Origin of the sequence: Micromonospora lacuserhaii (genome assembly GCF_036902735.1) — a bacterium.
Classification (GTDB): Bacteria; Actinomycetota; Actinomycetes; order Mycobacteriales; family Micromonosporaceae; genus Micromonospora.
In genome coordinates this window covers 111,979-127,442 of record NZ_JBAKHO010000004.1, presented here as the reverse complement: position 1 = coordinate 127,442, position 15,464 = coordinate 111,979, and the positions used below count along the sequence as shown (strand labels likewise).

The window sequence follows — 15,464 nt, the reverse complement described above, 5'->3', positions numbered from 1 at the left end:
CCCTAGCCGTGCCCCGGCCCCGGTTCGCCCGCCCCGCGTCCGGCCCGGGTCAGAACGTCTCGACGACCGGCACCAGCTCGGCGTCGACCACGATCGGGGCGTGGTCCGAGGGGCCCTTGCCCTTGCGGGCCTCCCGGTCGACGTACGCGGCGCGGACCGCGCGGGCGAACGGCGCGGAGGCGTACACCAGGTCGATCCGCATGCCCTTGTTCTGATGGAACATCCCGGCCCGGTAGTCCCAGTAGGTGTACGGGTGCGGCCCCTTCATCGGGGTGGGCACCACGTCGCTCAGCCCCAGGTCGCGCAGCGCGGCCAGGGCGGCCCGCTCGGCCGGGGTGACGTGGGTGGAGGCGACGAAGAGCGCCGGGTCCCAGACGTCGTCGTCGGTCGGCGCGACGTTGAAGTCGCCGCAGACCGCCACGGGTGCGCCGCCGGCCAGTTCCGTCTCCAGCGCGTCCCGCAGCGCCGCGAACCAGGCCAGCTTGTACGCGTAGTGCGGGTCGTCCGGTGCGCGGCCGTTCGGGACGTACACCGACCAGACCCGGACCCCGTCGCAGGTCGCGGCGATGGCCCGGGCCTCGGGCTCGGGGAATCCGGGCTCGCCGGGGAACCCGACGGCGACGTCGGCGAGCCCGACCCGGGACAGGATCGCCACCCCGTTCCACCGGCCGTCGCTGTGGCTGGCCACCTCGTAGCCCAGTGCGCCCACCTCGGCCGCCGGGAACGCGCCGTCGGGGCACTTGGTCTCCTGCAGGCAGACCACGTCCGGCCCGGTGGTCGCCAGCCAGTCGAGCAGCCGGGGGAGCCGGGCCTTCACCGAGTTCACGTTCCAGGTCGCCAGGCGCATGTCACCAGCCTGCCCCATCCGGCCGCGACGCGCCGCCTCGGCGGGGTGGGAGTGTCACCCCTGGTGCGTCGCGCCCGCCCGCCCCGGGGGACCGGGGCGGGCGGGCGCGCGTGGGGTCAGCTGCCCGGGGTCTCGCCCGGGCGGGTCTGCTCGGCCAGGAAGCGCTCCAGCTCGGCGCCCAGCTCATCGGCAGTGGGCAGCGGGCCGGCCTCGGCGGCCAGCAGGTTCTTCTCGCCCCGCCCGCGGGCGAAGGCGTCGTACTGCTCCTCGAGGGCCCGGACCAGCGCGGCGGCCTCGTCGGTCTGGGCGACCTGCCGGTCGATCTCGACCCGGACCACCTCGGCGGCGGTGCGCAGGCTGTCGCTGGGCAGCAGCAGACCGGTGCTGCGGGACACCGACGAGAGCAGCGCCTCGGCGGCGGCCGGGTACTCGGTCTGGGCGACGTAGTGCGGCACGTGCGCGGCGAAGCCGAGGGCGTCCCGGCCGGCCTCGCCGAGCCGGTACTCCAGCAGGTGCCCGACGCTGCCGGGGACCTGCACCCGCTGCAACCACGGCTCGTAGCCGGCGATCAGCTCGCGCCGGGTGGCGTGCGCGGTCACCCCGGCGGGCCGGGTGTGCGGCACGGCCATCGGGATGGAGTTGAGGCCCACGGTGAGGCGGACGTCGAGCCGGGCGGAGAGCGCGCTCACCGCGGCGACGAACCGCTCCCACTGCACGTCCGGCTCGGGGCCGGTGAGCAGCAGGAAGGGGGTCTCGTCGTCGTCGTGCAGCAGGTGCAGCGCCAGCTCGGGCGCGTCGTAGTGCTCCCAGTGGTCCTCGACGAAGGTCATCACCGGACGCCGGGAGCGGTAGTCGAAGAGCTGGTCGACGTCGAAGGTGGCGATCGTCCGCGACTCGAGGGAGGTCAGCAGCTGCTCCCGGGCGAGCCGGGTGGCACTGCCGGCGTCGACGAAGCCGGTGAGCGCCTGGATCAGCACCGGCTGGCCGAGGTCGGGCAGATCGTCGGTGAGCTCGTAGAGCTCGTGTGGGTCGAGCACCGGTTCGGACCTCCTGAGGAAACGCGTACGGGCCGCCGCGCGCACACGGCACCCGGTTCGGGGAACGTACCCGCGGCCGTCATCCATTCCACCAGCGGGAGATCGGCCGGTGCGCGGGTGATCAAAAGCGGAGAAAGCATCGCAATTCAACGATCATCCGGGCCTCCGCCGCCATTCGGCCCGGTGTCCGATCCGCCGAACGGTGGAGGTGGGGGATCATGGCACCGGGTGCGGGGATTGCGCCCTCGGCGTCCCCGTCCGGTCAGCCGGCACCGTCATGTCGGATTGGCCCGGCTCGCCGGTTCTGTCCGCACGCCACCACCACCGGCGGCGGATGTCGGAATCCGCGCCGGCGGTTTGTGGTCAGCGCCACCTCGTGACGGTGGGTAACCGCAGGTCAATCTGCCTAGCCTCGTCGGATGCGTGACGACGACACCAGCGACGACCAGTACGCCCTCGAAGGCACGACTGGCCGTTCGGACGATACCCCCTCGTCCGTTCAGGTCGGCGTTCTCCGCGAGACTGCGGCGTCCCCCACCCTCCGTACCCGCCTCGGCGGGCTCGTTAACCACCTGATCCGCCGCCCGCGCCGGGCGGCGCTGGCCACCGGCGTGGTCTCCTGCCTCGGCCTCGCGGCCTTCGCCGGGGTGCAGGTCCTTCCCGTCGACCGGGGCGAGCCGGTCGGCGCCCAGCCGGCGCTCGCCGAGCGGGCCCAGGAGGGGGCCGCCTCCCGGAGCCTCGAGCGCACCCCGGTCACCACGGCCCCCGCCCCCGCACCGACCGTTGCCAGCCCGACCCCCGCTCCGACCGCGACCGCGACCAGGAAGGCCAAGCCGAAGCCCAAGCCCAAGCCCAAGCCGAAGCCGAAGCGGATCGCCCCGGTGGCCGGCCTGGACCAGGCCCAGATGGACAACGCCAAGGCGATCGTGAAGGCCGGTCGGAAGATGGGCGTGCCACGGCAGGCGCTGATCATCGCGGTCGCCACCGCGATGCAGGAGAGCAACCTCTACAACTACGCCAGCGGCGTGCTCCCCGAGTCGCAGGAGTACCCCCACCAGGCGATCGGCTGGGACCACGACTCGGTGGGGCTGTTCCAGCAGCGCCCGAGCAGCGGCTGGGGCGAGGTCTCCCAGCTGATGGACCCGCAGTTCGCCACCGAGGCCTTCCTCACCGTGCTGCTGGAGATCCCGGGCTGGCAGGACCTGCCCCTGACCCTGGCCGCCCAGGCCGTCCAGGTCTCCGCGTTCCCCGACGCGTACGCCCAGCACGAGTGGCGGGCCACCGAGGTCGTCGACGCCATCCTCGCCTGATCAACCGCCCTGGGACGGATTCCGGGTTGTCGGTTGTGGGTACACATGACGGGAGGATCACCAAACGGAGGATGACATGTCGGTACTGATGCAACGGATCAGCGCGTTCCTGCGGTCGCCGCGGGGCCAGCAGCTGGTCGCCCGTGGTCGACGCGAGCTTGCCAAGCCCGCGAACCAGGCCAGGCTGAAGCAGGCGGCCAGCAAGCTCTCCGGTCGCCGCCGCTGATCACCCGTCCGACGACTGCACCGGGAGCCCCCGTGTCCGACGCCGCCCCCGTGGACGACGAACCCACCGTCCCCACCCCGCAGCCCGTCGCGCCGCCTGCCGTCAGTCCGATCGGTGACCCGGCGGACGCCCCGGAGGCGCCCCCGGCCAACCTCTGGGACCGGATGCGGGAGGACCCGCAGTACGCCCCCGAGCACCTCGCCCTGGAGGCGGTCCGCCGGCTGGGGCCGGAGGCCGCCGCGTGGGTGGCCCGGGAGCGCGCGGACCGGCCCGACGTCTCTGCCGACGAGCTCGCCGAGCAGGCGGTCCGGAAGTTCGTCAACCGGGCCCGCCTCTCGGGGGCGGTCTCCGGCGTGGCCGGCCTGCCGGGCGCGGTCATCGACGTGGGCGTGCTGGCCTGGACCCAGGCCCGCCTGGTGCTGCACGTCGCCGCCGCGTACGGCTCGGACCCGGTGCACCCGGACCGGGCCACCGACCTGCTCGTGCTGCAGAAGGTGCACAAGGTCGCCGAGAGCGCCCGGCTGGCCCTGGGCGTCGCCGCGGGGCGGGAGCGCGCCGGGGCACTGTTCGGCCGCGGGGCGCAGAGCCCGCTCGGCAAGGTGATGCTCCAACTGGGCGTCCGGCTGGCCCGGATGGCCGGGGTCCGGGCGGCCAAGCGGATCTTCGCCAAGGTCGTGCCGGGCGCGGCGATCATCCTGGGCACCTGGGCGAACTCGTCGGCGACGAAGGATCTCGCCGAGCGGGCCCGCGCGCTCTACCGCGGCGGCCAGGGCGAGGTGCCGCAACAGCGCCATCCCTGAGTCGCGGCCCGGCTCCCGGCGGGTCGAGGTCTACAGCCGCCAGCCGGCGGCGGAGAAGCTCACCTCGGCCAGCCGGTTCTGCCCGGCGACGTTGGGGTGGAACCAGTCCAACCCGTTCACCTCGTCCAGGCTGAAGCGGACCCGGTGCACCGCGCCGCCGTCGTACCGGCACCGGGAGCCGTACGCCCGGCAGGCCGCCCGCAACTGGTCGTTGTAGGCGTCGATCCGCTTGCGGAAGGCGGTCCGGCGGGCCCGGTCGGCCGCCGCGGACGACGTCGGGTTGGCCAGCAGGGCCGGGCAGATGCCGGTACGCCAGATTCGGCTGGCCCGGCCGTCGGTGTGGCCGACCTCCCAGAGCCGGTAGAGGTCCGGGATGCTGACCACCAGCACCTTGGCCTTCGGCCGCCCGTCGCGCAGCACCCGCAGCCCCCGGTCGACCTGGGCGCGGTAGGTCTTCACCGGGGTCATCGCGCCGATGCTGTCCCGGCAGGCGTCGTTGGCCCCGATCAGCACGGTGACGTAGTCGGCCTTGTCGCGTACCGCCGCGCCGGCCTGGCCCGTGAGCGCCGCAGCGCGGGCGCCCGGCACGGCGTGGTTGAACGCCCGGCCGCGCAGCCGTGGGTCGCTGTCGAGCAGCCGGCGGTAGTGGCTCTCCACCCGGATGCCGTCCCCGGTCGACCAGGAGTTGCGCTGGCACGAGGTGAGCACCAGGCAGGACGCGAAGCCGGTGGTGATGGAGTCGCCCAGGGCCGCCATGGTGGCCGGCAGACCGGCCGGAGTCGAGCCGCGGGACGGTCTCGGGCTCGCCTCGCTGCCCTTCTCGCAGGCGAGGGCGACCAGCGCCAACAGGCAGGCGACGGCGGCGACCCAGCGTCGTGGCATCTCATTCCCCCGGTCCGGCGGCGCGGAGCGACAGCGCGGTCACTCTATGGGGCCGGCCGGGCGGGGCGGTCCGCTCGTGTCGACTTTCAGGCAGAGTCGATATTTAGAAACATGAATCTGCTACTCAATGGTTCAACGCGCCCGCCAGGGCGGCTGCTGACCGTGCAGCCACCAGTGCAGGGCCCGGGTGATCCGGGGCAGGACCAGGTAGGTCATCAGCGGGGTCAGGCAGAGCGTCATGATCAGTACCCGGGCCGCCAGCGGCACCCCACTGATGAACCGGGCGGTGAGCAGGGTCGCGGTCAGGCTCAGCGGGAAGAACGCCAGCCAGATGGTGACCGCCTGCTTCCAGCGCGGCGGGGTGACGGGGACCGGCTCCCCGGCGTCGCTGGCCACGTTCTCCACCACGTGGTCGACCGGCGGGTCGAACCAGCCCTCGATGCCGGTCCGCCGTTCCACCCGGGTGTGCTCGACGATGCCCTGCGCAGAGGTCAGCCACCAGTTGCGTTGCGGCGACTCCTCCCAGCGGCGCAGCGTCTCGTCGTCGGCGAACCGGTAGAGCATGTGCCACTCCGGCGAGCCGGGGGCGCTCTGCACCCAGCCGACGCCGAGGAAACCCGGGAAGCTCTCGGCCAGCGCGCTGCCGGCCCGCATCCAGGCGACCATCTCGTGGGCACGCGCCGGGTCCGCCCGCCGGGCGATGGCGACGGTCACCGGCACCGCGTGGGTCATGGTCATGCCCTCATCCTTCCCGCCGGCCCCGGTGTCGGCCTGGTAGCGGCGCACGGGTGTAACGCAACCCACCGGTGGTCGCATCCTCGACGTACCCGCTCCGTGGCCGGGATCACCGCCGGCCCTCCCGGCCGTTGCGGTCGCCGGCTCGCACCGCCGCGCGCCCCGGTGCGGGCGCGCCTGTCCGGTTAGCCTCGCGCCTGCGGGGGTAGCCCGGAAGAATGACGAGATCGCAGCCCCGGCGCGCCCGCGGCACGGTCGGCCACGCCTACAGCGCGCTCAACCTCCGGTTGGTGCTGGCCCTGTTCGGGCTGGTCACCATGACTGTCTTCGCGATCCTGGCGTTCCGGGTCGAGGTGGTCTGGCTGGGCGTCGTCTGCGCGCTGTTCGCCGTGGTCGCCGTGGTCGACCTGGTCGTCATCCAGCGGCGCCGCGCCGCCCGGCACCGCGAGGAGCCGGGCGCGCGCCACTCACTCTTCGAGTGACAGGAGTACGAGAATGCCCATCGCCACCACCAATCCGGCCACCGGTCAGGTGCTCAAGTCGTACGACCCGATGTCGGACGAGCAGATCGACGCCGCGATCGAGCGGGCGGACCTCGCCTTCCGGGACCTGCACCGCACCACGTTTGCCCAGCGGGCGCAGTGGATGAACGCCGCCGCCGACCTGCTCGACGCCGAACGGGACTCCACCGCCCGGCTGATGACCACCGAGATGGGCAAGACGTACGCCGCGGCGAAGGCCGAGGTCACGAAGTGCGCGACCGCCTGCCGCTTCTACGCCGCCAACGCGGAGCGGATGCTCGCCGACGAGCCCGCCGACGCCGGCGCGGTCAAGGCGAAGCGCGCCTTCGTCCGGTACCAGCCGATCGGCCCGGTGCTCGCGGTCATGCCGTGGAACTTCCCGCTCTGGCAGGTGATGCGGTTCGCCGCGCCCGCGCTGATGGCCGGCAACACCGGCCTGCTCAAGCACGCCTCCAACGTGCCGCAGACCGCCCTCTACCTGGAGGACGTGTTCCGTCGGGCCGGCTTCGGAGAGGGCGCCTTCACCACCCTGCTGGTCGGCTCCGAGGCCGTCGACCGGATCCTCAGCGACCCCCGGGTACGCGCCGCCACCCTGACCGGCAGCGAGAGCGCCGGCCGCTCGATCGGCCAGATCGCCGGCCGGGAGCTGAAGAAGACGGTGCTGGAGCTGGGCGGCAGCGACCCCTTCGTGGTGATGCCCTCGGCGGACCTGGACCGGGCCGCCGAGGTGGCGACCACCGCCCGGTGCCAGAACAACGGCCAGTCCTGCATCGCCGCCAAGCGCTTCATCGTGCACACCGACGTCTTCGACGCCTTCGCCGAGAAGTTCGCCGCCAGGATGTCCGCGCTGCGGGTCGGCGACCCGATGGACGAGACGACCGACGTCGGTCCGCTCGCCAGCGAGCGCGGCCGGGACGAGATCGACGCCCAGGTGCAGGACGCGGTGCGCAACGGCGCCACCGTGCTCTGCGGCGGCGAAAAGCCCGCCGGCGACGGCTGGTACTACCCGCCGACCGTGGTCACCGACCTGACCCCGCAGATGCGGATGTGGGCCGAGGAGGTCTTCGGGCCGGTCGCCGGCCTCTACCGGGTCTCCTCGTACGAGGAGGCGATCGAGGTGGCGAACGGCACCAGCTTCGGCCTCGGCTCCAACGCCTGGACCACCGACGAGGCGGAGCAGGAGCGCTTCGCCACCGACCTGGACGCCGGCAACGTCTTCATCAACGGGATGACCACGTCCTATCCGGAGCTGCCGTTCGGCGGGGTGAAGAACTCCGGCTACGGGCGCGAACTCTCCGCGCTGGGCATGCGCGAGTTCTGCAACATCAAGACCGTGTGGGTGGGGGAGGGCGAGGTCGGCGCCGGCGCCGGCGCGCACTCGGAGTAGGCGATTGGCCGGACGCCGTCATGGGTAGGAGTTCCGTCCATGACGGTGTTCGGCTTCCACGCTTCCCATGAGCAGATCCCTCCCCGCAAGCTGCTGGAGGCGGTGATCCACGCCGAACGGGCCGGCTTCGACGCGGCCATGTCGTCCGACCACTTCTCGCCGTGGAGCGCCCGGCAGGGGCAGTCCGCCTTCGCCTGGTCCTGGCTGGGCGCCGCGCTCCAGGCCACCGGCCTGCCCTTCGGCGTGGTCAACGCGCCCGGGCAGCGCTACCACCCGGCGATCATCGCGCAGGCCATCGGCACCCTCGGTGCGATGTACCCGGGCCGGTTCTGGGCCGCCCTGGGCACCGGGGAGGCGAGCAACGAGCACATCACCGGCGACGGCTGGCCGCGCAAGGACGTCCGGGCCGCCCGGCTGCGCGAGTGCGTCGACGTGATCCGCGCGCTGCTCGCCGGTGAGGAGGTCAGCCACGACGGGCTGGTCCGGGTGGACCGGGCGAAGCTGTGGACCCGGCCGGAGCAGCCACCCGCGCTGATCGGCGCGGCGGTCAGCGTCGCCACCGCCCGCTGGTGCGCCGAGTGGGCCGACGGTCTGATCACCGTCAACGCCCCGACCGAGCACCTGCGGGAGATGATCGGCGCGTACCGGGACGCCGGCGGGCGCGGGCCGCTGCACCTGCAGGTGCACGTGAGCTGGGCGCCCGAGCAGGCCGAGGCCGAGGCGATCGCGTACGACCAGTGGCGCAGCAACATCTTCCCGCCGCCGGTCTGCTGGGACCTGGACACCGCCGAGCACTTCGACACGGTCAGCCAGGACGTGCCGCTGGCAAAGGTCACCGAGGTGGTCAACGTCTCCGCCGACCTGGGCCGGCACGTCGGCTGGCTGGAGGAGTACATCGAGCTCGGCTTCGACCAGATCGCCCTGCACCACGTCGGGCAGGAGCAGCGGGCGTTCATCGACACCTTCGGCGCCGAGGTGCTGCCGAAGCTGCGGGCCACCGCCTGATCACCGCGCACCCCGGGTACGCCTAGGCTCGTACCCCATGGAAGCTCTGTTCGAGGTCGTGGTCTTCCTCGCGATCGCGACGTTCGGCGCGGCGCTGGCCCGCCGGCTCGGTCTGCTCTCCCCGATCCTGCTGGTGGTGCTCGGCCTCGGGCTCTCCTTCCTGCCCGGCTTCCCCCAGGTCCGGCTCGATCCGGACCTGGTGCTGGTCGGGATCCTGCCGCCGCTGCTCTACGTGGCGGCCCTGGAGACCTCGGTGCCGGCGTTCCGGCTCAACCTGCGGCCGATCCTGCTGCTCGCGGTGGGGCTGGTGCTCTTCACCGCGTTCGTGGTGGGCACCGTCGTGCACCTGTTCCTGCCCGACCTGCCGTACGCCATCTGTTTGGCGCTGGGCGCGGTGGTGGCGCCGCCCGACGCGGTCGCCGCCACCGCGGTGGCCCGGAAGGTCGGGCTGCCCCGCCGGATCGTGACCATTCTGGAGGGCGAGAGCCTGGTCAACGACGCCACCGCGCTGGTGCTGCTGCGGGTGTCGGTCGCCGCCGCGGCGGCCGCGGGCGGGAGTGTGGGCGCCGGTTACGTCGCCAGGGAGGTGCTGGTCGCCACCGGCGGCGGCATCCTGGTCGGACTGCTCGGGGTGGTGGTCTTCGGCTTCCTGCACAAGCACACCACCGATCCGCTGCTCGACAACGCGCTGTCGCTGATCGTGCCGTTCGCGGTGGTCTTCGCCGCCGAGGAGATCCACGCCTCCGGGGTGGTCGCGGTGGTGGTGACCGGCCTGGGCATCGGCCACAAGCTGCCGCTGCTGCTCTCGGCCGCCTCCCGGCTCCAGATCGGCGCGTTCTGGCGGCTGGCCCGCTTCCTGCTGGAAGGGCTGGTCTTCCTGCTGGTCGGTCTCCAACTACGCGAGGTGGTGCGGGACCTGGACGAGCCGCTCGGCCGGCTGGTCGGGATCACCGCCGCGGTGCTGCTCGCCGTCTTCCTGACCCGGTTCGTCTGGCTCTTCCCGGCCACCTACCTGGCCCGGCTGGTGCCCCGGGTCCGGCGCCGCGATCCGGTCCCGCCGGTGCGGGTGCCCATCGTGATCGGCTGGGCCGGCATGCGCGGGGTGGTCACCCTGGCCGCCGCGCTGGCGTTGCCGCTGACCATCGCCGGGGACCGGCCCTACCAGCGGGCGCTGTTCATCTGGCTGGCGTTCGCGGTCATCGTGGTGACCCTGGTGGTGCAGGGCGCCACCCTGCCGGCGGTGGCCCGCTGGCTCAAACTGCCGGCCGACGACCCGGTGCAGGACGCGCTGACCGCCGCGGCGGTGCAGCAGCAGGCCGGGAAGGCCGCCCGGGAACGCCTCGACGCGCTCGCCGAAGGGGCGCCCCAGGCGGTCGTGGAGCGGCTGCGCACGCTCGTGCAGAGCCGCACCAACGTGGCCTGGGAACGACTGGGTGGCAGTGGGCGGGAAACCCCGTCGCAGGCGTACGGTCGGCTGCGACAGGAGATGATCGACGCCGAGCGGGAGGTGTTCCGCGCGGCGCGTGACGCCGGCCGGATTCCGGAGGAGGTGCTGGTGCGGGCCTACCGTGACCTGGATCTGGAGGAGTCGTTGCTGCGACAGGAGATCGACTGATGAGCTGCCAGCACCTGGCCGAGGCCGGCACCGCGGAGCCGAGGACGACGTCCGAGTGCCCGGACTGCGTGGCCATCGGCAACGACGACTGGGTGCACCTGCGCGCCTGTCTCACCTGCGGTCACGTGGGCTGCTGCGACTCCTCGGAGTACCAGCACGCCACGAAGCACTTCGAGTCGACCTCGCACCCGGTGATGCGCTCGATCGAGCCGGGGGAGGCGTGGCGCTGGTGCTTCGTGGACGAGGAGATCGGCTGATCGAGCCGGCTCAGCGCAGCCGGCAGGCGAGCACCTGGCCGGGCCACGGCTCACAGCCGGGGCGCTCCACCTCGAACGGGTCGGTGGCGGTGAAGCCGCAGCTCTCGTAGAAGCGGACCAGCGCTCGATCGGCGCCGGCGTAGCAGTCCACCCGGAGCAGGCCCCGACCGCGTTCGCGGGCCAGCTCCGCCGCGTACGCCAGCAGCCGGGCCCCGATCCCCCGACCGGCGTACGCCCGGTCGGTGACCAGCAGGTTGACGTACAGTTCCGGCTCGGTGGGAGGGGGAACATGGACGTTGGCCGCGCCGACCACCAGCGCCCCGACCGGGTTGTCGCCCAGCATCGCCAGCCAGAGGTCCCCGCTCGCCGCCCAGCCCTCGGCCTGGGCGATCCGGCGCGGGTCGCCGGAAGCCGGCTCGGTGCCCCACTGACCAGTGCGACCCCGGGCCACCAGCCAGGCGGTGGCGGCGTCGAGCAGCCGTAGCACCGTGGCAGCGTCGGCCGTGTCGCCGGACCGGATGACGAGCGTCTCCTGATGGGTCATGGCCGACATGCTGCTACAGCGGCGAGGGTCGATGCGTGGCGTGTCTGCCGGCGGGGCGGACCACTGCATGGTCCCGGCTGGCGACGGCCCGGCGGGTGAGCGCCGGGACGAGCAGGCCGGTCAGCGCGAACAGCGCGGCGACACCGAGCCAACCGGCGACACCGCCGTCCAGGACCGCCCAGGTCAGCAACGCCGGCCCGACGGCCCGGGCCAGGCCGGCGAGCAGCCCGTCCACCCCCTGGTACGCCCCGATCGAGTCCGGCGCCGCCAGGCCGTACGCCAGTCCCGCCCCGGCGGCGCCGTGCCACAGGTCGCCGACGGTGTAGACGGCCGTGGCGAGCAGCAGCAGCGCGGTCGCCGGCACGGCCGGCGTGCCGGCGGTGGCCGCGTAGAGCAGCATCGCCCCCGCCAGCACCAGGCCCGCGCGGCGCATCGCCCGGGCGGCCGGGGCGGGGGTATCGGCGCCACGGGACAGCCGCACCGCCAGCAGCACGGTGAGCACCGTGTTGACCAGCAGCACCGCCGACACCACGGCCGGTGGGGCCCCGGTGCGGCGCACCGTCCAGAGCGGCACGATCAGGGTGAGCACCGTCCAGTGCAGGGCCAGCATCGCCGACGCCCCGCTGACCGTCAGGAACGGCAGGTCCCGCAGCGCCCGTCCGCGTCGCGCGGCGGGCGTCGGCCCGGCTCCCCGGGCCGACGGGTGGGCCGGCAGCCGCAGCAGCAGCGCCGCCGAGACCAGATAGGTGGCCGCGTTCCCGACCACCAGCAGCTGGTACGCCCGGTGGTCGTCGGCGGCGAGCGCGAACCCGGCCAGCCCGGCGCCGACTGCGATGCCGAGGTTCGCCACCGCGCGCAGGGTGGCGAAGGCGTGCACCCGACCGTGCGGCCCACCCACCGCCGAGACCAGCGCGGCGCGGACCGCCAGGTTGCCGGAGGTGAGCAGCGCGTCGGCCACCGCCACCGCCAGGAACACCGGGAACGACCCGACCAGCAGGTATGCCACGGCGACGGCGGCCTGGAGCACTTGCAGCAGTGCCCGCAGGGTCCGTGGGTCGCGCCGGTCGGCCAGCCCGCCGAGGGGTACGGCGGCGGTCAGCCCGACCAGCCCGGCCACGGTGAGGCCGAGGCCCACCGAGGCGGGGCTGAGCCCGACGTCCCGGGTGAGGTAGAGCGCCGCCCCGGTCAGCCAGAGCCCGGAGCCGACGGTGTTGGCCAGGGTGGCCAGGGCCAGGGTGCGCAGCCGACCGGGCGGGGGGACCATCGACCAGCCGGGGCTCATCGTCCGACCGTAGGACGGCGGGCCCGGCGGGCGGTGTCCCGTTCGCGGCGACCCCGATCACAGGGGCCAGGTCCGGGCGAGCTGACGCGGTAATCCACTGGCCGCCGGCCCTCATCTGTGATGGGGTCGGCGACCGTGGAGCGGATCAGAACGGCGACGGCGGACGAACTCACCGACCTGCAACGGATCGAGGTCGCCTCCGGCGAGCCGTTCCGCGAGATCGGCATGGTGGCCGTCGCCGACGCGCCACCGCTGCCGCTCGATGTGCTCGCCGCCGGCCAGGCCGCCGGGCGGGTGTGGGTGGCGGCCGACGCGCAGGACCGCCCGGTCGGCTTCGCCCTGGCCGAGCTGGTCGACGGCTGCGCCCACGTCCAGCAGTTCAGCGTCCACCCCGACCACGCCCGGCGAGGCATGGGGCGGCGGCTGCTCGACCACGTCGCGGAATGGGCCGCCGAACGAGACCTTCCCGCGTTGACGCTGACCACGTTCCGGTCCGTGCCGTGGAACGCGCCGTACTACGCCCGCTGCGGGTTCCACCCGCTCTCCGACTCGGAGCTGACCCCGGGGCTGGTGGCGGTGTTGGCGGCCGAGGCGGGGCTCGGGCTCGACATGGCCGACCGGGTCGCCATGCGACGGCCGGTCTGAGCCGACGGGCCCAGTCAGCAGAGCAGGGACCGGGCGGGGGAGGTGCGCTGCGCGTACTCCCGGCCGGGTAGCCCGCTACGCCCCGAGGCGTCGCCCGAGCGACAGTCCGGAGTCGGCATAGCCGTGCCGACGGTAGAAGTCGACCGCGCCGCTGTTGCGGTGGTGGATGCCCGCCGAGAGCCACGAGACGTGCCGCTCCGCCGCCCACCGCTCGGCAGCCGCCAGCAGGGCGGCGCCGACCCCGAGGCCGCGGGCGTCGGGCAGGACGACGGTGTGCACCTGCGCGGCGGATTCCGGTTGCAGGATCTGGTGCTCGGGGGGATCCGGGAGGAGCAGCACCTCGACCATCCCCAGCACCCGGCCGTCGGCGTTCGTGGCCACCAGGATCGCGTCCCTCCCGGCTGTCAGCACGGCGCGGAAGTGCGCGGTCACGGCGTCGCGGCGGGGCATCCGGTAGCCGGCCGGGTCCAGGGCCAGGTGCGCCTCGGCGTTGGCCAGCCGCAGCGCCACCAGGGCGGCGAGATCCGCCGGGGTCGCCGGGCGTACGACGAGGTCGGTCAGCGGTCGCTCCGCCCGGCCGCGCCGAGCTGCCCGACGAATGACCGCCAGGCGCCGGGGGTGAAGGTGAGCGTGCCACCGTCGCGGTCCTTGGAGTCGCGCACCAGGACCAGGCCGGGGAGGTTGTCGGCGACCTCGACGCAGTTGCCGCCGTTGGAGCTGCTGCGGGTGCTGGTGCGCCAGCGGGCGCCGGTCATCTCAGCCATTCTCGCGCCTTCAGAAGCTGGATCGACTGGTCGCGCGGCAGCGCCACCGACCTCAGAGTGTCCCAGACCCCCCACAGGGGAGCAACGGAGTTGGTGAGCCGGCCGGCCGCCTGGTCGTCCAGGTAGCCGACGTCGTCGTGGTCGTCGAAGCTGGCGATCACGAACGCCCCGGCCTGGCCGGGATGAAAGCCGGCGCGCAGCGGCAGCACGTGCAGCAGGACGCGGGGGCGCTGGGCCATCACGATCAGGTGGTCGAGCTGCGGGTGCATGAGCTCCGGCTCGCCCCGGCGCAGCGCCGCCTCGTCGATCACGAAGACGGTCATCGGTGGCCGGGGCCGGTCGAAGACCGCCGCCTGCCGGGCCAGCCGGGCGGCGACGTACCCCTCGACCTCGTCGTCGGCGAGCGGGCCGCTGCTGAGCACCGCGTCCGCGTACGCCTCGGTCTGGAGCAGGCCCGGCAGCACCGACGGCTCGAACGAGCGTAGCGACGTGGCCTCCCGTTCGACCTCCGCCCACGGGCGGAACCAGGCCGGCTCCCGGCGGCGCACCACGTCCGGCCACAGCTCGCCCACCTCGCGGCCCAGCGCCCGGGACACCGCCGCCCGGTGCCGGGGGTGCGGCACCCGGCCCGGGCTCACCCAGCGGGCCGCCGTCTTCGGGTCGACGCCGATCCGCTCGGCCAGCGACTCCGCCGTCTCGCCGGCCTCGGCCATGGCCACCCGCAGCACGTCGTTCACATCCGCCTCCACTCAGGACGTCCCGAACGTCTGCCGACCCTACCGATACACCCTGTGATCGTCCCGTGACGCGCGGAAGGGTTGCGGGCAGCGGAACCGCCGCCGTGGCCCGAACCGTCGGCGGGACCGCCGGGCCGCCCCGCCGACGACGTCGGGGCGGCCCGGTCCACTCACGACGAAGGAGGAACCCCGTGCCCATCCGCTTCTGGCCCCGCCGGGGGCAGCGGTGAGCCGGCCCGTCCGGCCGCACGTGCCGATGCGTCCGCTGTGGCGCTGCCGGGCCTGCGGGGCGGAGTGGCCCTGCCAGCCGGCCCGGCTGTCGATGCTGGTGCAGTACCGCGACGACCGGGCGGCGCTGCTGGTGTACCTGGCGACGCTGATGAGCGAGGCGGGCGATCAGCTGGCCCAGCTCGGCGGCCACGTCCGCCCGACCGACCTGACGGAACGCTTCCTGTCCTGGGCGAGGGCGCGAGATCGACCCCCACCGGGCTGCATCCGGAGGCGGTCCGGATGACGAAGCCCTGATCAGGAACATCCACCTGATCGGAAAGGGAACCAATCATGCGCAAGTCCATCGCCCTCGCGGGCGTCACCGCTGCGGTCCTCGGCGGGCTCGCCGTCGCCGCCCCGGCCCAGGCCGCTCCGGCCGACTCCGGCGCCGCCTGCGTCCAGGCCGGGCTCGGCACCCTGAAGAGCCTCGGGCTGCTCCAGGCTGCCGCGCAGCAGGAGGTCGACTACTCCACCCTGGCCGACCCGGTGAACGGGCCGATCTTCGCCGAGCTGCCCGCCGGGTCGTACCTCTCGCTCGGTCAGGTCGTGAAGCTGCACACCACCAGCCCGGAGCTCTTCGCCTGGTGCCGCTGACCGGAC

Annotated in this window: 20 protein-coding genes; 11 read left to right on the top strand and 9 right to left on the bottom strand. The window is 73.7% G+C overall.

Annotated elements, in window-relative coordinates; translation table 11 throughout:
• Positions 1–49: 49 nt before the first annotated feature.
• Together V6U81_RS04345 and V6U81_RS04340 are read right to left on the bottom strand one after the other, a co-directional pair.
• Positions 50–847: an exodeoxyribonuclease III gene (locus V6U81_RS04345; protein WP_334484668.1), complete on the bottom strand. Its 798-nt coding sequence runs from the start codon at positions 845–847 to the stop codon at positions 50–52.
• A 116-nt stretch (positions 848–963) separates the two neighbouring features.
• The gene (locus tag V6U81_RS04340; RefSeq protein WP_334484666.1) at positions 964–1,884 is read right to left on the bottom strand and encodes a proteasome assembly chaperone family protein; all 921 of its coding nucleotides are present in this window, start codon (positions 1,882–1,884) and stop codon (positions 964–966) included.
• A 419-nt stretch (positions 1,885–2,303) separates the two neighbouring features.
• On the opposite strand from V6U81_RS04340, the gene V6U81_RS04335 reads away from it, so the two are divergent.
• The 3 genes from V6U81_RS04335 (at position 2,304) to V6U81_RS04325 (ending at position 4,220) form a co-directional block, all read left to right on the top strand.
• The gene (locus tag V6U81_RS04335) at positions 2,304–3,194 is read left to right on the top strand and encodes a peptidase M23 (protein ID WP_334484664.1); all 891 of its coding nucleotides are present in this window, start codon (positions 2,304–2,306) and stop codon (positions 3,192–3,194) included.
• A 76-nt stretch (positions 3,195–3,270) separates the two neighbouring features.
• Positions 3,271–3,420 carry a hypothetical protein gene (locus tag V6U81_RS04330; protein WP_334484662.1) on the top strand — a complete coding sequence of 50 codons (150 nt, stop codon included), beginning with the start codon at positions 3,271–3,273 and terminating at the stop codon, positions 3,418–3,420.
• A gap of 32 nt (positions 3,421–3,452) precedes the next feature.
• Complete coding sequence (locus V6U81_RS04325; RefSeq protein WP_334484660.1) at positions 3,453–4,220, top strand: EcsC family protein; 768 nt, start codon at positions 3,453–3,455, stop codon at positions 4,218–4,220.
• Positions 4,221–4,250: 30 nt separating this feature from the next.
• Here V6U81_RS04325 and V6U81_RS04320 read toward each other — a convergent pair whose 3' ends face one another.
• Both V6U81_RS04320 and V6U81_RS04315 read right to left on the bottom strand, forming a co-directional pair.
• Entirely contained in the window at positions 4,251–5,102 is an 852-nt protein-coding gene (locus V6U81_RS04320) for a GDSL-type esterase/lipase family protein (protein ID WP_334484658.1), read from the bottom strand.
• Positions 5,103–5,234: 132 nt separating this feature from the next.
• Positions 5,235–5,840: an antibiotic biosynthesis monooxygenase gene (locus V6U81_RS04315; protein WP_334484656.1), complete on the bottom strand. Its 606-nt coding sequence runs from the start codon at positions 5,838–5,840 to the stop codon at positions 5,235–5,237.
• Positions 5,841–6,055: 215 nt separating this feature from the next.
• Between V6U81_RS04315 and V6U81_RS04310 the strand changes: the two genes are divergently transcribed.
• Genes V6U81_RS04310 through V6U81_RS04290 form a run of 5 tightly spaced genes read left to right on the top strand, consistent with a single transcriptional unit; the run spans position 6,056 to position 10,622 of the window.
• Positions 6,056–6,319 carry a DUF6343 family protein gene (locus V6U81_RS04310; RefSeq protein WP_334484654.1) on the top strand — a complete coding sequence of 88 codons (264 nt, stop codon included), beginning with the start codon at positions 6,056–6,058 and terminating at the stop codon, positions 6,317–6,319.
• 13 nt (positions 6,320–6,332) lie between these two features.
• On the top strand, positions 6,333–7,745 hold the full coding sequence (locus V6U81_RS04305) for an NADP-dependent succinic semialdehyde dehydrogenase (RefSeq protein WP_334484652.1): 1,413 nt from the start codon (positions 6,333–6,335) through the stop codon (positions 7,743–7,745).
• 39 nt (positions 7,746–7,784) lie between these two features.
• Positions 7,785–8,750: a TIGR03885 family FMN-dependent LLM class oxidoreductase gene (locus tag V6U81_RS04300; protein ID WP_334484650.1), complete on the top strand. Its 966-nt coding sequence runs from the start codon at positions 7,785–7,787 to the stop codon at positions 8,748–8,750.
• Between the two features lie 37 nt (positions 8,751–8,787).
• The gene (locus V6U81_RS04295; protein WP_334484648.1) at positions 8,788–10,365 is read left to right on the top strand and encodes a Na+/H+ antiporter; all 1,578 of its coding nucleotides are present in this window, start codon (positions 8,788–8,790) and stop codon (positions 10,363–10,365) included.
• On the top strand, positions 10,365–10,622 hold the full coding sequence (locus tag V6U81_RS04290; protein ID WP_334484646.1) for a UBP-type zinc finger domain-containing protein: 258 nt from the start codon (positions 10,365–10,367) through the stop codon (positions 10,620–10,622). The genes V6U81_RS04295 and V6U81_RS04290 overlap by 1 nt, the downstream gene beginning before the upstream one ends.
• Before the next feature lie 10 nt (positions 10,623–10,632).
• Here the strand turns inward: V6U81_RS04290 and V6U81_RS04285 are convergent, their stop codons facing one another.
• Together V6U81_RS04285 and V6U81_RS04280 are read right to left on the bottom strand one after the other, a co-directional pair.
• Positions 10,633–11,166 carry a GNAT family N-acetyltransferase gene (locus V6U81_RS04285; protein WP_334484644.1) on the bottom strand — a complete coding sequence of 178 codons (534 nt, stop codon included), beginning with the start codon at positions 11,164–11,166 and terminating at the stop codon, positions 10,633–10,635.
• 13 nt (positions 11,167–11,179) lie between these two features.
• Complete coding sequence (locus V6U81_RS04280; RefSeq protein WP_334484642.1) at positions 11,180–12,448, bottom strand: MFS transporter; 1,269 nt, start codon at positions 12,446–12,448, stop codon at positions 11,180–11,182.
• Between the two features lie 135 nt (positions 12,449–12,583).
• Between V6U81_RS04280 and V6U81_RS04275 the strand changes: the two genes are divergently transcribed.
• On the top strand, positions 12,584–13,093 hold the full coding sequence (locus V6U81_RS04275; RefSeq protein WP_334484640.1) for a GNAT family N-acetyltransferase: 510 nt from the start codon (positions 12,584–12,586) through the stop codon (positions 13,091–13,093).
• 75 nt (positions 13,094–13,168) lie between these two features.
• On the opposite strand, the gene V6U81_RS04270 is transcribed toward V6U81_RS04275, so the two are convergent.
• Genes V6U81_RS04270 through V6U81_RS04260 form a run of 3 tightly spaced genes read right to left on the bottom strand, consistent with a single transcriptional unit; the run spans position 13,169 to position 14,570 of the window.
• Entirely contained in the window at positions 13,169–13,654 is a 486-nt protein-coding gene (locus tag V6U81_RS04270) for a GNAT family N-acetyltransferase (RefSeq protein ID WP_334484806.1), read from the bottom strand.
• On the bottom strand, positions 13,651–13,848 hold the full coding sequence (locus V6U81_RS04265) for a DUF397 domain-containing protein (protein WP_334484804.1): 198 nt from the start codon (positions 13,846–13,848) through the stop codon (positions 13,651–13,653). The genes V6U81_RS04270 and V6U81_RS04265 overlap by 4 nt, the downstream gene beginning before the upstream one ends.
• A complete protein-coding gene (locus tag V6U81_RS04260; RefSeq protein ID WP_420883969.1) occupies positions 13,845–14,570 on the bottom strand; it encodes a Scr1 family TA system antitoxin-like transcriptional regulator in 726 nt (241 codons plus the stop codon). Before V6U81_RS04260 ends, V6U81_RS04265 begins: the two co-directional genes overlap by 4 nt.
• A gap of 250 nt (positions 14,571–14,820) precedes the next feature.
• Between V6U81_RS04260 and V6U81_RS04255 the strand changes: the two genes are divergently transcribed.
• Positions 14,821–15,108 (top strand): flavin reductase, encoded by a 288-nt coding sequence (locus tag V6U81_RS04255; RefSeq protein WP_334484638.1) that lies wholly within the window; start codon positions 14,821–14,823, stop codon positions 15,106–15,108.
• Positions 15,109–15,155: 47 nt separating this feature from the next.
• Entirely contained in the window at positions 15,156–15,458 is a 303-nt protein-coding gene (locus V6U81_RS04250; RefSeq protein ID WP_334484636.1) for a hypothetical protein, read from the top strand.
• Positions 15,459–15,464 lie beyond the last annotated feature (6 nt).

Coding starts and splice junctions, on each gene's coding strand:
- V6U81_RS04345 (WP_334484668.1), bottom strand. CDS start 847: ATGCGCCTGGCGACCTGGAACGTGAACTCGGTGAAGGCCCGGCTCCCC.
- V6U81_RS04335 (WP_334484664.1), top strand. CDS start 2,304: ATGCGTGACGACGACACCAGCGACGACCAGTACGCCCTCGAAGGCACG.
- V6U81_RS04330 (WP_334484662.1), top strand. CDS start 3,271: ATGTCGGTACTGATGCAACGGATCAGCGCGTTCCTGCGGTCGCCGCGG.
- V6U81_RS04320 (WP_334484658.1), bottom strand. CDS start 5,102: ATGCCACGACGCTGGGTCGCCGCCGTCGCCTGCCTGTTGGCGCTGGTC.
- V6U81_RS04315 (WP_334484656.1), bottom strand. CDS start 5,840: ATGACCATGACCCACGCGGTGCCGGTGACCGTCGCCATCGCCCGGCGG.
- V6U81_RS04310 (WP_334484654.1), top strand. CDS start 6,056: ATGACGAGATCGCAGCCCCGGCGCGCCCGCGGCACGGTCGGCCACGCC.
- V6U81_RS04305 (WP_334484652.1), top strand. CDS start 6,333: ATGCCCATCGCCACCACCAATCCGGCCACCGGTCAGGTGCTCAAGTCG.
- V6U81_RS04300 (WP_334484650.1), top strand. CDS start 7,785: ATGACGGTGTTCGGCTTCCACGCTTCCCATGAGCAGATCCCTCCCCGC.
- V6U81_RS04295 (WP_334484648.1), top strand. CDS start 8,788: ATGGAAGCTCTGTTCGAGGTCGTGGTCTTCCTCGCGATCGCGACGTTC.
- V6U81_RS04290 (WP_334484646.1), top strand. CDS start 10,365: ATGAGCTGCCAGCACCTGGCCGAGGCCGGCACCGCGGAGCCGAGGACG.
- V6U81_RS04285 (WP_334484644.1), bottom strand. CDS start 11,166: ATGACCCATCAGGAGACGCTCGTCATCCGGTCCGGCGACACGGCCGAC.
- V6U81_RS04280 (WP_334484642.1), bottom strand. CDS start 12,448: ATGAGCCCCGGCTGGTCGATGGTCCCCCCGCCCGGTCGGCTGCGCACC.
- V6U81_RS04265 (WP_334484804.1), bottom strand. CDS start 13,848: ATGACCGGCGCCCGCTGGCGCACCAGCACCCGCAGCAGCTCCAACGGC.
- V6U81_RS04260 (WP_420883969.1), bottom strand. CDS start 14,570: ATGGCCGAGGCCGGCGAGACGGCGGAGTCGCTGGCCGAGCGGATCGGC.
- V6U81_RS04250 (WP_334484636.1), top strand. CDS start 15,156: ATGCGCAAGTCCATCGCCCTCGCGGGCGTCACCGCTGCGGTCCTCGGC.